This window comes from Saccharothrix sp. CB00851 (assembly GCF_001905065.1).
In the GTDB taxonomy this organism is placed as follows: Bacteria; Actinomycetota; Actinomycetes; order Mycobacteriales; family Pseudonocardiaceae; genus Actinosynnema.
Genome location: NZ_LWLC01000032.1, coordinates 1 through 14,290, shown reverse-complemented (window position 1 = coordinate 14,290; position 14,290 = coordinate 1). Strand labels below are relative to the sequence as shown.

The 14,290-nt window shown below is 71.9% G+C and carries 13 protein-coding genes; 7 read left to right on the top strand and 6 right to left on the bottom strand.

Annotated features, from left to right (window positions below):
• Positions 1-5 precede the first annotated feature (5 nt).
• Both A6A25_RS27950 and A6A25_RS27945 read left to right on the top strand, forming a co-directional pair.
• Positions 6-569 (top strand): hypothetical protein, encoded by a 564-nt coding sequence (locus A6A25_RS27950; protein WP_073895192.1) that lies wholly within the window; start codon positions 6-8, stop codon positions 567-569.
• Positions 569-949: a hypothetical protein gene (locus A6A25_RS27945; RefSeq protein WP_143193461.1), complete on the top strand. Its 381-nt coding sequence runs from the start codon at positions 569-571 to the stop codon at positions 947-949. The genes A6A25_RS27950 and A6A25_RS27945 overlap by 1 nt, the downstream gene beginning before the upstream one ends.
• A 94-nt stretch (positions 950-1,043) precedes the next feature.
• Here the strand turns inward: A6A25_RS27945 and A6A25_RS27940 are convergent, their stop codons facing one another.
• The 5 genes from A6A25_RS27940 to A6A25_RS27920 all read right to left on the bottom strand — a co-directional run bounded on the left by A6A25_RS27940 (position 1,044) and on the right by A6A25_RS27920 (position 7,252).
• Positions 1,044-1,370, bottom strand: coding sequence for a hypothetical protein (locus A6A25_RS27940; protein WP_073895190.1), 327 nt, complete (start codon positions 1,368-1,370; stop codon positions 1,044-1,046).
• Between the two features lie 237 nt (positions 1,371-1,607).
• Positions 1,608-2,381 carry a GntR family transcriptional regulator gene (locus tag A6A25_RS27935; RefSeq protein WP_073895189.1) on the bottom strand — a complete coding sequence of 258 codons (774 nt, stop codon included), beginning with the start codon at positions 2,379-2,381 and terminating at the stop codon, positions 1,608-1,610.
• Between the two features lie 58 nt (positions 2,382-2,439).
• The gene (locus tag A6A25_RS27930; RefSeq protein WP_073895187.1) at positions 2,440-3,273 is read right to left on the bottom strand and encodes a glutamate ABC transporter substrate-binding protein; all 834 of its coding nucleotides are present in this window, start codon (positions 3,271-3,273) and stop codon (positions 2,440-2,442) included.
• Between the two features lie 135 nt (positions 3,274-3,408).
• Entirely contained in the window at positions 3,409-6,072 is a 2,664-nt protein-coding gene (locus tag A6A25_RS27925) for a bifunctional acetate--CoA ligase family protein/GNAT family N-acetyltransferase (protein ID WP_073895185.1), read from the bottom strand.
• A gap of 4 nt (positions 6,073-6,076) precedes the next feature.
• Positions 6,077-7,252, bottom strand: coding sequence for an acetoin utilization protein AcuC (locus A6A25_RS27920; RefSeq protein WP_073895183.1), 1,176 nt, complete (start codon positions 7,250-7,252; stop codon positions 6,077-6,079).
• A 162-nt stretch (positions 7,253-7,414) separates the two neighbouring features.
• Between A6A25_RS27920 and A6A25_RS27915 the strand changes: the two genes are divergently transcribed.
• Positions 7,415-8,035, top strand: coding sequence for a DUF3558 domain-containing protein (locus A6A25_RS27915; RefSeq protein ID WP_143193460.1), 621 nt, complete (start codon positions 7,415-7,417; stop codon positions 8,033-8,035).
• A gap of 49 nt (positions 8,036-8,084) precedes the next feature.
• Here the strand turns inward: A6A25_RS27915 and A6A25_RS27910 are convergent, their stop codons facing one another.
• Positions 8,085-8,921 (bottom strand): sulfurtransferase, encoded by an 837-nt coding sequence (locus tag A6A25_RS27910; RefSeq protein ID WP_073895179.1) that lies wholly within the window; start codon positions 8,919-8,921, stop codon positions 8,085-8,087.
• Between the two features lie 61 nt (positions 8,922-8,982).
• Between A6A25_RS27910 and A6A25_RS27905 the strand changes: the two genes are divergently transcribed.
• The 4 genes from A6A25_RS27905 to A6A25_RS27890 are packed head-to-tail and all read left to right on the top strand — an operon-like array spanning position 8,983 to position 13,874.
• Positions 8,983-9,675 carry a metal-dependent transcriptional regulator gene (locus tag A6A25_RS27905; protein ID WP_073895177.1) on the top strand — a complete coding sequence of 231 codons (693 nt, stop codon included), beginning with the start codon at positions 8,983-8,985 and terminating at the stop codon, positions 9,673-9,675.
• Positions 9,672-10,832, top strand: a complete 1,161-nt coding sequence (gene galK / locus A6A25_RS27900; RefSeq protein WP_073895175.1) for a galactokinase — start codon at positions 9,672-9,674, stop codon at positions 10,830-10,832. The genes A6A25_RS27905 and galK overlap by 4 nt, the downstream gene beginning before the upstream one ends.
• Before the next feature lie 27 nt (positions 10,833-10,859).
• On the top strand, positions 10,860-11,822 hold the full coding sequence (gene galE / locus A6A25_RS27895; RefSeq protein WP_073895173.1) for a UDP-glucose 4-epimerase GalE: 963 nt from the start codon (positions 10,860-10,862) through the stop codon (positions 11,820-11,822).
• A complete protein-coding gene (locus A6A25_RS27890) occupies positions 11,823-13,874 on the top strand; it encodes an alpha/beta hydrolase family protein (RefSeq protein ID WP_073895171.1) in 2,052 nt (683 codons plus the stop codon).
• The last annotated feature ends 416 nt before the right edge of the window (positions 13,875-14,290 follow it).

Here is a 14,290-nt window from a genome sequence, read left to right as displayed (position 1 = left end):
CCGAGATGTCCACCGGGACCACCATCGGCGTGATCGTCACCGCGCTGGTCGTACTGGCCGCGCTCGTGGTGTTGCTGAAGGTCGCCGTGCAGCGCAAGAGGTTGCGCGCGAAGTTCGGGCCCGAGTACGAGCGGGTGGTGCGGGGCAGTGACAGCAGGATGGCGGCCGAACGGGAACTCGTGGAACGCGAGCGCGAGCACGCCAAGCTGGAACTGCGCCCGCTGAGCCCCGCTTCGCGGGAGAGCTACGCGCGGAACTGGACGCGGGTGCAGGAGCAGTTCGTCGACGCGCCGACCACGGCGGTGGGCCAGGCGGACCGCCTGGTCACCGACCTCATGGCCGAACGCGGCTACCCCACCGAGGGGTACGAGCGGCGGGCGTCGATGCTGTCGGTCGAGCACGCCCGCGCGCTCGACCACTACCGCGAGGCGCACGCGATCACCGAACGCCAGGACCGCGGCGAGGCCACGACCGAGGACCTCCGCGTCGCGATGGTCCACTACCGGACCCTGTTCGAGGACCTGCTGGGCGACCCGCGCGACGGGCAACGCCGGGAAGGAGCACGGTGATGGCCCTCCACCAGGACACCACCCAGGACGCCGTCGGGCACACAACCACCGAGGACGCGGTCGAGTACCGGGAGCCGGTCGAGCTGTACCCGGTCTCCACGACACCGGGCGACCCGCCGCTGTTCGCCACCGGCGACGCGGAGAACTTCCAGGTCGAGTGGCGCGCGTTGCAGGCCGAGTTCGTGGACGACCCGCGCGAGGCCGTGCAGCGGGTCGACGAACTGGTCACCCAGGTCATGCAGGTGCTCACGGACACGTTCGCGGAGCACAAGCACGCGCTCGAAGAGCAGTGGCGGCGCGGCGACGAGGTGCAGACCGAGGAACTGCGGCAGGCGCTCAAGCGGTACCGCGCGTTCTTCGACCGGCTGCTGTCCGTGTGACCGCCGGCGAGGCGAAGACTCCCCGTTGTGCGTCTGGCGACCCAGGTGCACAACGGGTGATTCGCGTCTCGCCGGCGGTCGACGCGGCAGCCGGTCAGCCCGGCAGTTCCCGGATCTCCATCTCCAGCACGTCGATCTCGTCGCTGATCGCCTCGTCCAGCATCCGGTCGAGCAGCTCGGAGCAGTCCGACGACCCGAGGCCGAACCGGGGCACCCGCTCCCACCACACCGCCGGGTTGTTCCAGAACGAACCGGAACCCTGGTCGACGCCTTCGAGGCAGCGCAGCCGCGAATCGTCGTCCGGCAGTCGGCGGACGTAGTCGATGAACCTGGCGAGCGCGTCCGGGTCGATCACCGGTACCGCGCCGTACCCGCGCAGGCAGTCCTCGAGCTCCGTCAGGAACTCCTCTTTGAACGTCATGGCGCCACCCCCGCTTCCCCCGCTGCGTCGCGGGTGAGGAGGACTCACGTCCCAGGGCACCAACGGTACATCCGCCGGGGCGCGGAGAACTTGCTGCCAATGGGCGGTTCCAGGGAAAGATTCGCTAACGGTCGGGCGGTCGCGCCGTGACCGGGACACCCGCCCGACGTCGGATGACCCGGACAGTCCTCAGTGGACGGTCGCCCGGCGCGCGCGACGGTTACCGTGACGTGACCTTCACTCCGCGCGCAGCCGCGCCATGAAGCTGAACCGGTCGCCCCGGTAGAGCGAGCGGACCCGCTCGATCGGCTCGCCAACGTTGCCATGGGACACGCGGTGCAGCAGCAACATCGGCAGCGCCGGGTTCGTGCCGATCAGCAACGCCTCGCGCGGCGTCGCCAGCACCGTCTCCACCCGTTCCTCGGCCTCGGCGAACACCACGCCCAACCGGTCGGCGAGGCACGCGTACAGCGACGTGGTCGGGTCGAACACCTCCAGCAGCGTCGGGAACCGCGCCTCGGACAGGTAGGTCGACTCCAGCCCGATCCGCTCGCCGTCGGCCAGCAGCACGCGTTCCAGGTGGACGACCGGGTCGCCCCGCCGGATCCGCAGGTCCCGCGCCAGCACGTCGTCCGCGGGCAGGTGCTCGACCGTGATCACGCCGCGTGCCGGGTCGACGCCCTGCCGTCGCATGCCCTCGGTGTAGCTGAGCAGCGACAGCGGCTGCACCAGCTTCGGCGGCGCGACGTAGGTGCCGCTGCCCTGGCGGCGTTGCAGCTTGCCTTCGAGCACCAGTTCCCCGACGGCCTGCCGCAGCGTCACCCGCGACACCGCGAACCGCTCGGCCAGTTCCCGTTCCGACGGCAGCGCCGTGCCCTCGCCGAGGGCGTCGACGAGCCACAGCAGTTCGGTCTTCACCGCGTAGTAGCGGGGGATGCGGCCGTGTTCGGGGATACCGGCGCGGACCGGCCCGTCCGCGCGGTACTGGGGCACGTAATGCGAGGCATGCACGCGACGAGCGTACGGGGCGGTCCGGGCCGGTCAGACCGCTAACGGGGTGGGTCCCACGTCACGACGCGAGCTCCGGCGGGTCCGGGATGGCGTAACCGGACGCACCCACGTTGGCCTCCAGCGACTTGCGCCATTCGCCGGTGTCGATCATCTTCCGGACGGCGGCGGTGACCGCCGCCTTGCTGGTCGGGTCGCCCTTGCGCATCCCGATGCCGTACTCCTCCTTGCTGAACGGCCGGTTGACCACGCGCAGCAGCTCGGGGTTCTGCGCGGCGTAGCCGGCGAGGATCACGTCGTCGGTCGTCATGGCGTCCACCTGCTCGGCCAGCAGCGCGGTGACGCAGTCGCTGAAATTGGGATATTCCACGAGCTGCACGGACTGCGCGAACTGGTCTTTCACGTACTGCGCGGACGTGGTGTTGGCCACCGAGCACAGCTTCAGGTTGCCGGAGTTGAGCGATTCGGGCCCGGTGATCCGCTCATCGCTCAACCGGACCAGCAGGTCCTGCCCGGCCACGAAGTACGGGCCGACGAAGTCGATGACCTCCTTGCGCTTGTCGGTGATGGAGTAGCTGGACACGACGAGGTCCGCGGCGCCGCTGGTGAGCAGCTTCTCGCGTTCCGACGGCGTCGCCTCGGTGAATTTGATGCCGGATTCCTCGACACCCAGTTCTTTCGCAACATAACGGGCCACGTCGACGTCGAAGCCGCGGTACGTGCCGTCCAATCGGCGCACACCGAGCCCCGGTTGGTCGTACGCCACGGCGATGGTCAACTCGTTGGAGCTGTCCGCCTTGCCGGCGACGGTCGTGTCGTCACCGGTGGAGCACGACGCGAGGACAAGCGCGGCGGAACACGCGACCACAAGGGCGCGCAGCGGTGCCAGAGCCATTCTTCCCCTTTTCGGGAGCTTCCTCGGGATGCCGGAAACCTAAGCGGCTCAACGGATCTGGTCCAGGGTCAGCGGGAAGATAGGGGACACCTGATCGGTCAAGGGTGACGGTTGTGCATCGAGACCGTGATCGCGCTAACGCACACCGCCGGGTGACCGCAGCCGCCTGGGACCGGTGTCATGTCGGGACGGTGGCGGTCCCAGCGTGACCCGGGCGCTGCTGACGTACGCGCCGGCGGCACTGGCCAGCACGGGTTCCAGCGACAGCTCCCGCACCTCGGGCAGGTCCTCGGCGAGCGCGGCCAGCCGCAGCACCAGTTCCTGCAACGCGGGCAGGTCCGCCGGCTCGTCACCCCGGTACCCGGCCAGCAGCGGCGCGGCCTTGGGCGCGCGCACCAGCGCCGCCGCGTCCGCGTCGGTCAGCGGGACCGCGCGGTAGGCCCGGTCCCCCAGCAGGTCGCTGACCAGTCCCGACAGCCCGAACGACACCAGCGTGCCGAACGACGGGTCGTCCTGGAGGCCGAGCACGCACGAGATGCCCTTGGGCGCCATGCGCTGCACGTACACGTCCGGCCGGTCGGCCATCCCGGCGAGCATCGCGTACGCCGTGCGCACGGCCTCGTCGCCGGACAGGTCCAGCCGCACGCCGACCAGGTCGGTGCGGTGCCGCAGCCGGTCGTCGGTGGACTTCATCGCCACCGGGTAGCCCAACTCCCCCGCCGCGCGCACCGCGTCGTCCGCAGACGTCACCACGCGGAACGGCACGACCTCCACGCCGTAGCACGCCAGCAGCCGCACGGTGGTCTCGTCGTCGAGCGTCCGCTCGCCGTCCAGCTCCATGGACGCCACGATGGCGTGCGCGGCCACGGGGTCGATGCCCTCCGGCCGGACGAACGTGCCCTGCGGCGCGGACCGCCAGCGCGCATACCGGGTCGCACGGGCCAACGCCAGCACAGCGCGCTCCGGACTCGGGTACGACGGCACGGAACCCCGGCCGGGCGCGCCACCGGGACCGGGCACCGCCAGCTCGGCGGGCACGCCCTCGACGGCCAGGAACGTCGACGCGATCGGCTTGGTCCGCCCGCCCTGCTCCACGACCTCGCGCAACGCGCGGGCGAACGACGTGCCCGGCACGGCCAGCGGCGGCACGAACACGACCACGAGCGCGTCCGCGTCCGGGTTCTCCAACGCCTCCTTCACCGCCGCCGCGAACGCTTCCGGCCCGGCCTGCGCACCCACGTCGACGGGCTCGCCGGCCAGCTCCAGCCCCTGGGCCAGCGCGGTGTCCGCGGCCAGCAGCCCGATCGCGGTCGAGTTGCCCACCACGGCGACCCGCGGCCCGGCCGGCAACGGCTGGTGCGCCAACAGCAGCGCGGTGTCGAACAGCTGCGCCAGCGACTCCACGCGGATCACACCGGCCTGCTCGAACAGCGCCTGCACGCTCGACTCGTCCACCGGCACCGACGTCGCCGCCAGTGCGGGCGTCACGGCGTGCCGACCGGACTTCACCGCCACGATCGGCTTGGTGCGGCCGAGCCGCCGGGCCAGCCGGGCGAACTTGCGCGGGTTGCCGAACGACTCCAGGTACAGCAGCACCACGTCGGTCGCCGGGTCGGTCTCCCAGTACTGGAGCAGGTCGTTGCCGGAGACGTCCGAGCGGTTGCCCGCGGAGACGAACGTGGACAGGCCGAGGCCGCGTTCGGCGGCGGTGGCCAGGATCGCCGTGCCCAGCGCGCCGGACTGGCAGAAGAAGCCGGTGCGGCCGCGGGCCGGGAGCTGCGGCGCCAGGGTGGCGTTGAGGCGAACGCCCGCGTCGGTGTTCAGCACGCCCAGCGCGTTCGGGCCGACCACCCGCATGCCGTGCGCCCGCGCCTCGGCGGCGAGCCTGCGCTCCGCGCTCAACCCGCCCGGCCCGGTCTCGCCGAACCCGGACGTGACCACGACCAGCGCTTTCACACCCTTGGCCAGGCAGGCGTCCATCACCTCGTCCACGCCCGCGGCGGGCACCGCGACCACGGCGAGGTCCACGTCGTCCGGGATCTCCAGCACCGACGGGTAGGCACGCACCCCCCGCACGGACCGGTGCTCGGCGTTCACCGGGTACACCGGCCCGGCGAAGTCGGCGGCGAGCAGGTTCGTCAGCACCGCGTGCCCGATCTTGGTCAGGTCGGTGGACGCGCCGATCACCGCGACCGACTTCGGGTGCAGCAGGTTGTGCACGCTGCGCGCCTCGGCGGCCTGCTCGCGGGCCCGCGCCACCTCCACCGACTCCTCGGTCGGGTCGATGTCGAACTCCAGGTGCACCACGCCCTCCTCGAACGCGCGGCTCACGCCGTAGCCCGCGTCCCGGAAGATGCGCACCATCTGCCCGTTCTCCGCGAGCACCTCGGCGGTGAACCGGCTCAGCCCGCGTTCGCGCGCGGCGGCGGCGAGGTGTTCGAGCAGGATCGAGCCGAGGCCGCGGCCCTGGTGGGCGTCCTCGACCACGAACGCGACCTCGGCCGAACCTCCGTCGCCGAGGCGGTCGTAGCGGCCGACGGCCACGATGTCGTCGCCGAGCAGCGCGGTGAACGCCACCCGGTCGACGTGGTCGACGGTGCTGAAGCGTTCGAGGTCGCGCTTGGGCATCCGCGGGTAGGGGCCGAAGTAGCGGTAGTAGCGGGTCCGCTCGGACAGCCTGCCGTGGAACGCGAGCAGCTTCTCGGCGTCGTCGGGCGTGATCGGGCGCAGGTGGACCGTGCCGCCGTCGCTGAGCACGACGTCGGCCTCCCAGTGCCTCGGGTAGTCGAACGGGTCCACGCCGTCAGTCCCTCGGGTCGTCGGGGTCCAGGCCGTGCAGCGGGAACACCGCGCGCCGCGTCTGCATGACCGCCACGTCCACGGGGGTGTCGAGCTGGCCGCCCCACGGCTCGAACGCGGTGTCCGCGTCGTCGGACATCGACGTCGGCAGCGGCCAGTTCGGCGCGATGGTGGAGGCGTGGGCGACCCAGTCGGCGGGCAGCGGGGTGTTCGGGTCGACGTCGCGGTCCAGCACGGTGGCCAGCAGGTGCGTCCAGCTGCGCGGCACGACCCGCAGCAGCTCGTACCCGCCGCCGCCCAGCGCCAGCCACCGGCCGTTCGCGGTCTCCTCGGCCAGTCCGCGCAGCCGGCGGTAGATCGCGCGGTGCCCGTCCACGGTGAGCGCCAGGTCGGCCAGCGGGTCCTCGCGGTGCGTGTCCACGCCGCACTGGGTGACCAGCACTTGCGGCCCGAACGCCCGCAGCAGGGACGGCACGGTGGCCTCGAACGCGCGCAGCCAGTCCCGGTCGCCGGTGCCGGGCGGCAGGGCCAGGTTCACGCTCGTGCCCTCCGCGCCCTCGCCACCCAGCTCGGCGGACCGGCCCGTGCCCGGCCAGAGGCTGAGCGGGTTCTGGTGGACCGAGACGGTGAGCACGCGGGGGTCGTCGTAGAACGCGGCCTGCACGCCGTCGCCGTGGTGCACGTCGGTGTCGAGGTAGGCGATCCGGTCGAAGCCGTGGTCCAGCAGCCACGAGATGGCCACGGCGCAGTCGTTGTAGACGCAGAACCCGGCCGCGTGGTCGCGCATGGCGTGGTGCAGCCCGCCCGCGATGCTCACCGCCCGGTCCGCCTCGCCGGAGGCGATCTTGCGCGCCGCGGCCAGCGAACCGCCCACGACCAGCGCGGACGCCTCGTGCATGCGGGCGAACACCGGGTTGTCCGCGGTGCCGAGGCCGTGGCCGACGTCCCAGCCCGCCATCGGCGCGGCCCGCACGGCGTTGAGGTAGGACGGCTCGTGCACGCGTTCGATCTCGTCGTCCGTCGCCGGGTCGGGGGCGATGAGCTCCACGCCGTCCAGCACGCCGAGCGCGCCGGCCAGCCGGACGGTCAGGTCCAGCCGGACGGGGTTGAGCGGGTGGTCCCCGCCCAGGTCGTAGCCGAGGAAGGACTCGTCCCAGACGACGGCGGCCGGCTTTCCCATGTCCGCAACCTAACCCAACCGGCGGGCGGTGGCGTGATCACAGCTTGGTCGACCCCGGCGTGCGGACCTCCCGCGTGGACTTAGAGTCTGCCGTGACGAGGCGGGCCAGATTGCGGCCATCGAGGATGGAACCCCGCACGTCGGAACGGGGTCAGAGAACACATGCACCTGCGACGAGTCCCCGCCCTGACCACTGTGCTGGCCTTGGCGCTCACGCTCGGCCTGTCGGCCTGCGCCACCAAGGTCGTCGGCAGCCCGGTCGCCGCGGCGGGCGGGTCGACCGGTGAGAAGACCACCTCCGGCAAGCCGTCGTCGACCAAGGCCTCCTCCCCCAGGGCGTCGTCCGGGAAGGTGAGCGCGCCGAAGACGACCGAGGCCGAGAAGCCGTCCGGCGACGTCAAGATCACCACCAAGAAGAAGACCGAGGGCTTCGAGGACTGCGACATCCTCACGCCCGAGGAGGTGGCGGCGGCCGTCGGCGCGGCCAAGGGCGGCGAGAAGGGCTGCGTGCAGAGCACGGAGAACCCGTTCTCGGTGGTGCTGTTCATGGTCACGTTCGCCGAGTACGAGGGTGAGGCGCGGATCATCGAGATCGGCGGCAACACCGCGTACGAGGTGAAGGAGAAGGGCGGCGACTGCACGGTGCTGGTCATGCTGACCGACGACCCGGACGAGATCACGCCCGCGTTCCAGGCCACCGTGACGCCGATCGACGAGATCGAGCCGTGCGAGATCGCGCTCAAGCTCGCCACGAAGGCCTTCGAGAAGATCCCCAACGCCTGAGTGGTCACCGGAACGGCCGGTCGGGTGCTCCGACCGGCCGTTCCGCGTTTCAACCGGTCTCGACGGGCCGGGCGGGGTCCGAGGACCACTGCGACCACGAGCCCGCGTAGAGCGGCGCGGGCCGGTCCGGGGTGGTGACGCCGGCCACTTCCAGGGCCAGGACCACGGAGGACGCCGTGACGCCCGACCCGCAGTAGGCGGCGACCGGGCGGTCGGACGTGACGCCGAGGGCCTCGAAGCGCTCGGCGAGCGCCGCGGCGGGCAGCCAGCGGCCCTCGGAGGTGTGACCCGAGGTCGGCGCGTTGAGCGCGCCCGGGATGTGCCCGGCCCGCGGGTCCACCGGTTCGGTCTCGCCCCGGTACCGCTCGGGGGCGCGGGCGTCGAGCAGGACGCCGGACGCGGTGAACGCGGCGGCCTCGTCGGCGTCCAGCATGGGCATGGCGCCGGGCCGCACGACGATGTCACCGGGAACGGGCGTCGGCGTGTCGGCGTTGACGGGACGGCCCTCGGCGGTCCACGCGGCGAAGCCGCCGTCCAGGACCGCCACCTCCGGGTGGCCGGCCCACCGCAACAGCCACCACGCGCGGGCGGCGACGGAACCGTCACCACCGTCGTACGCCACGACCGGGTGACCGCGGCGGACACCGGCGGCCCGCAGCACGGCCCGCAGGGTGACCGGGTCGGGCAGCGGGTGGCGGCCACCGGCGCCGGGCGGCGAGGACAGCTCGGTGTCGAGATCGACGTAGACCGCACCGGGAACGTGCGCGACCTCGTAGTCTTGACGTCCCGGTGGTCCGCCCAGTCGCCAGCGGACGTCGAGCACGACGGGTGGTTCGGCCCCGTTCAGCGCGGAGGCCAGGGCTTCGGTGCTGATCAGTGGATGCACGGCACCATCCTGCACCCGTGACCGGCCGACTAGCATTGACGCCATACGAAGGGGAGCGGGTGTGAACGAGCTCATCGACACTACCGAGATGTACCTCCGCACGATCTACGAGCTCGAAGAAGAGGGCGTAGTGCCGCTGCGTGCGCGGATCGCCGAGCGGCTGGCGCAGAGCGGTCCGACGGTCAGCCAGACGGTCGGGCGGATGGAACGCGACGGCCTCGTCGTCGTGGCCGACGACCGCCACCTGGAACTGACCGAGCAGGGTCGCAACCTGGCCATCGCGGTCATGCGCAAGCACCGGCTCGCCGAGCGCCTCCTGGTCGACATCATCGGCCTGGAGTGGGAGCACGTGCACAGCGAGGCGTGCCGCTGGGAGCACGTCATGAGCGAGGCCGTCGAGCGCAAGCTGGTCAAGCTCCTGGGCAACCCGACCACCTCGCCCTACGGGAACCCGATCCCGGGTTTGGACAAGCTGGGTGACGGCGAGCCCGCGCCGGCGGCCGAGTCGGACCTCGTGCGCGTGGACGAGGTGGCCCGGCGCGGCGGCGGTCGCGTCGAGGTGCGCCGGATCGCCGAGCACGTGCAGCTGGACCCGGACCTGATGGCCGAGCTGAAGGCGGCCGGCGTGGTGCCGGGCGGCACGGTCGAGATCGACTCGCTGGGTGGTGCGAAGGTCATCCAGGTGCGCGGCAACGGCACGGTCGCCGAGCTGGACCCGGCGGTCGCGCACGCCGTCCTGGTGCAGGCCCGGTGAGTCCGGCGCGGCGCGCGGTCGCCGCGTTCACCCGGCTGCACGGCGCGGCGCCGAGCGGTGTGTGGTCCGCGCCCGGTCGGGTGAACCTGATCGGGGAGCACACGGACTACAACGACGGTTTCGTGCTGCCGTTCGCGTTGCCGTACCGGACCGCGGTGGCCGCGTCACCGCGGGACGACGGCCGGTTGCACGTGGCCACGCTCGGTGACGACGGCGCGGTGCAGCAGGCCCCGCCCGTGGCCGTGGCCGAGCTGGAACCGGGTGCGGTCGGTGGTTGGGCCGCCTACCCGGCTGGGGTCGCATGGGTGCTGCGGGATCAGGGTGTCACCGGTGGCGCGAACCTCGTGATCGCCGGTGACGTGCCGGCGGGCGCCGGGTTGTCGTCGTCGCACGCGTTGGAGTGCGCGGTGGCGTTGGCGTTGTTGGGGCTGGCGGGGCGTCCGGTGGACGACCTGCCGCAGGTGGCGCGGTGGGTGCAGCGGGCGGAGAACGACTTCGTGGGTGCGCCGACGGGTCTGTTGGACCAGACGGCGTCGTTGTGCTGCACCGAGGCGCACGTGCTGTTCTTGGACGTGCGGTCGTTCGAGTCGGAGCAGGTGCCGTTCGACGCCGCCGCGCACGGGCTGGAAGTGCTGGTCATCGACACGCGGGCCAGTCATTCGCACACCGATGGCGGCTATGGCGCGCGGCGTGCGGGCTGTGAGGAGGCGGCGTCGGTCCTGGGGGTTCCCGCGTTGCGGGACGTGGACGTGACCGGGCTGGATGCGGCGCTGGACCGGGTGCCGGAGGAGTTGCGGCCACTGGTGCGGCACGTGGTGACGGAGAACGAGCGGGTGCTGGCGGCGGTGGAGCTGCTGCGCGACGGTCGGCTGGCGGAGCTGGGGCCGTTGTTGGACGCCTCGCACGCGTCGTTGCGCGACGACTACAGGGTCTCCGCGCCGGAGTTGGACGTGGCGGTGGACGCGGCGAAGGCGGCCGGGGCGTTGGGTGCCCGGATGGTGGGTGGCGGGTTCGGCGGCTCGGCGATCGCGCTCGTGCCGGTGCAGCGGCACGACGAGGTGGTGCGGCGGGTGCTGGGCGCGTTCGCGGAGCGCGGCTGGGCCACGCCCAGGACGTTCACGGCGGTGCCCTCCGCGGGTGCCGGCCAGGATCGATGACGGTCTAGTCGAAAGCGGGGATGCAGGGTGAAGTTGCTCGTCACGGGCGGTGCCGGGTACGTGGGCAGCGTCTGCGCGGCCAGGCTGGTGGAGTCCGGGCACGAGGTGGTCGTGCTGGACGACCTGTCCACCGGGCACGCGGACGCGGTGCCCGACGGCGTGCGGCTGGTCGAGGCGGGCATCGACGAGGCGATCGGCGACGTGCTCGCGGACGGCTACGACGGCGTGCTGCACTTCGCGGCCAAGTCGCTGGTCGGCGAGTCCATGCAGGACCCGGCGAAGTACTGGCACGGCAACGTGGTGACGTCGTTGCGGCTGCTGGACGCGATGCGCGAGCACGGCACGCCCCGGCTGGTGTTCTCGTCCACGGCCGCGACCTACGGCGAGCCGGAGCAGGTGCCGATCGCGGAGACCGCACCGACCCGGCCCACCAACACCTACGGCGCGACCAAGCTCGCGATCGACCACGCCATCACGTCCTACGCCGCCGCGCACGGCTTGGCCGCGGTGTCGCTGCGCTACTTCAACGTGGCGGGCGCGTACGGGCGGTTCGGCGAGCGGCACGGCGTGGAGACGCACCTGATCCCGATCGTGCTGCAGGTCGCGTCCGGCCGGCGTGAGCGGGTGCAGGTCTACGGCGACGACTGGCCCACCGAGGACGGCACGTGCGTCCGCGACTACATCCACGTGGTCGACCTGGCCGACGCCCACCTGCGGGCGCTGGAGCACGCCGCGGCGGGCGAGCACCGCATCTACAACCTGGGCAACGGGCTCGGCTTCTCGGTCAAGCAGGTCATCGACGCGTGCCGCGAGGTGACCGGCCACCCGATCCCCGCCGACGTGGCGCCGCGCCGGGCCGGTGACCCGGCGGTGCTCGTGGCCTCCAGCGAGAAGGCCCGCACCGAGCTGGGGTGGAAGCCCGAGCGGGTGGACCTCGCCGGCATCGTGCGCGACGCGTGGGACTTCACCCGGTCACAACAGGGGGCGTGAATGGCAGGCAAGATCACCGAGGCCGCGTTCGGGGACCTGACCTCGTTCGCCGAGATGCCGAGGCTGTCCGGGCTGGCGCTGTCGCCGGACGGGACGCGGCTGGTCACCGTGGTGGCGACGCTCTCGCCGGACGGCAAGGCGTGGCAGGGCGCGCTGTGGGAGGTCGACCCGGCCGGTGAGCGTCCCGCGCGGCGGTTGACCCGGGGTGCCAAGGGCGAGTCGGCGCCCGCGTTCACGCCGGACGGCGCGCTGCTGTTCCTCTCGGCACGGCCCGACCAGGAGGCGAAGCCCGCCGACCGGGACAAGAAGGACAAGACCGCGCTGTGGCTGCTGCCGCCCGTCGGCGAGGCGCGTGAGCTGTACCGGCCCGCCGGCGGGGTGTCGGAGTTTGCGGTGGCCCGGGACGCGGGCACGGTGCTGCTCGCGGCGGGCGCGCACCCGACCGCGGAGTTCGGCGAGCAGGACGAGGAGCACCGCAAGGCCCGCGAGGACGCCGGGGTGACCGCGATCCTGCACGAGTCGTACCCGGTGCGGTACTGGGACGCCGACCTCGGGCCCAGCTTCCCGCGGCTGCTGGCGACCACGGCACCGGTCGACGTGGAGCGCGCGCCCATCGACCAGTCGTCGGACCTGGTGGACCTGACCCCCAACGCCGCGTCCCGGCTGGACGACTCGCCCGCGATCAGCCCGGACGGGCGGTGGGTCGTGCACACCGAGGGCGTGTCGGTGAGCGCGTCGTACGGCAAGCGGGTCCGGCTGCGGCTGACCTCGATCGACGGTGCCGCGGACCGCGTGCTGGCCGACGTGGACGGGCACTCGTTCCTGCAGCCGGTGTTCCTGCCGGACTCGTCGGGCGTGATAGCGGTGCGCGCGTTCGACTCCACGCCGGACCTGCCGTGGACGAACACGTTGGTGCGCATCGACCTGGAGTCGGGCGCGGTCGCGGAACTGGTGGCGGACTTCGCCGAGGAACCCGACCACCCGGTGGTGAGCCCGGCCGGTGACGCGGTGTACTTCACCAGCAGCCACCGGGGTCACCAGCCGATCTGGAAGCTCGACCTGGCGTCCGGTTCGGTGGTGAAGCTGACCGCGTCCGGTGCGTACACCGACGTGCGGGTCAGCCCCGACGGCGCGTCGGTGTACGCGTTGCGCAACGCCTGGGACCACCCGCCGCAGCCGGTGCGGCTGTCGGCGTCCGGCGTGGACCAGCAGGCCGTGCCGCTGCCCGCGCCCGGTGCGGTCGAGTCGGTGCCGGGGACGCTGACCGAGGTCGAGACGGTGGTCGAGGACGGCCGGACCGTCCGGGCGTGGCTGGTGCTGCCGTCGGGTGCGTCGGCGGAGCAGCCGGCGCCGTTGTTGCTGTGGGTGCACGGCGGGCCGGTGATGAGCTGGAGTGGGTGGAGCTGGCGCTGGAACCCGTGGCTGATGGCGGCGCGGGGCTACGCGGTGCTGCTGCCCGATCCCGCGCTGTCGACGGGGTACGGGTACGACTTCGTGCGGGCCGGATGGGCTTCTTGGGGTGCGAAGCCGTACACGGACCTGATGGCGATCACGGATGTCGCGGTGCGGCGGGACGACATCGACGACTCCCGGACGGCCGCCATGGGCGGGTCGTTCGGCGGGTACATGGCGAACTGGATCGCCACGCAGACCGACCGGTTCAAGGCGATCGTGACGCACGCGTCGTTGTGGCACTTGGACGCGTTCACCGGGACCACTGACGACTCGTACTACTGGATCCGGGAGATGGGCGACCCACTGCGGCAGGAGGACACCGTGCGGGCCAACTCCCCGCACCTGCGCGTGGCGGACATCAAGACGCCCATGCTGGTGATCCACGGTGACAAGGACTACCGGGTTCCGATCGGTGAGGGGCAACGGCTCTACTTCGACCTCGTGCGGCACGGTGTGCCGGCGAAGTTCCTGTACTTCCCGAGCGAGAATCACTGGATCCTGACTCCCGGTAACGCCAAGGTCTGGTACGAGACCGTGTTCGCTTTCTTGGCGGAGCACGTGCTCGGTGAGCCTTGGCAACGGCCGGGTCTTGTGTAGGCGAGTGAGTAATAAGTCAAAAGATCAAAAGCGTCCTCGCCGGACGGGCAGATCAGCAGGATGACATCCCCCGGTTCCGTGTCCGTCTTGTTCCGTTGGGAACTGCTGACCCAGCGTGGTCCCGGGGTGCGTGTCATCCCACCGACCTCCCTCCGGGCTACCACACGCGTCAAGAGGGCGCCCGAAGTTGGAGTATCAGGCAGCGCTTGCACGACGCCCTCTTGACCCGTGCGGTAGGGCTACGCCAGGTCGGCGGGATGACACGAACCCCTACTTCTGCAAAGCGGCCGCACCCGCCCCGGGCCCGTTCGTCCCCGCGCTCGTCGGCGACCCCCTGCACGTGCCACTGGCGGCGCCCTTCTCCCTCATACAGATCTTGAAAGGCCAGCATTACGGTGGTTCCGGTTCGAGGTCCA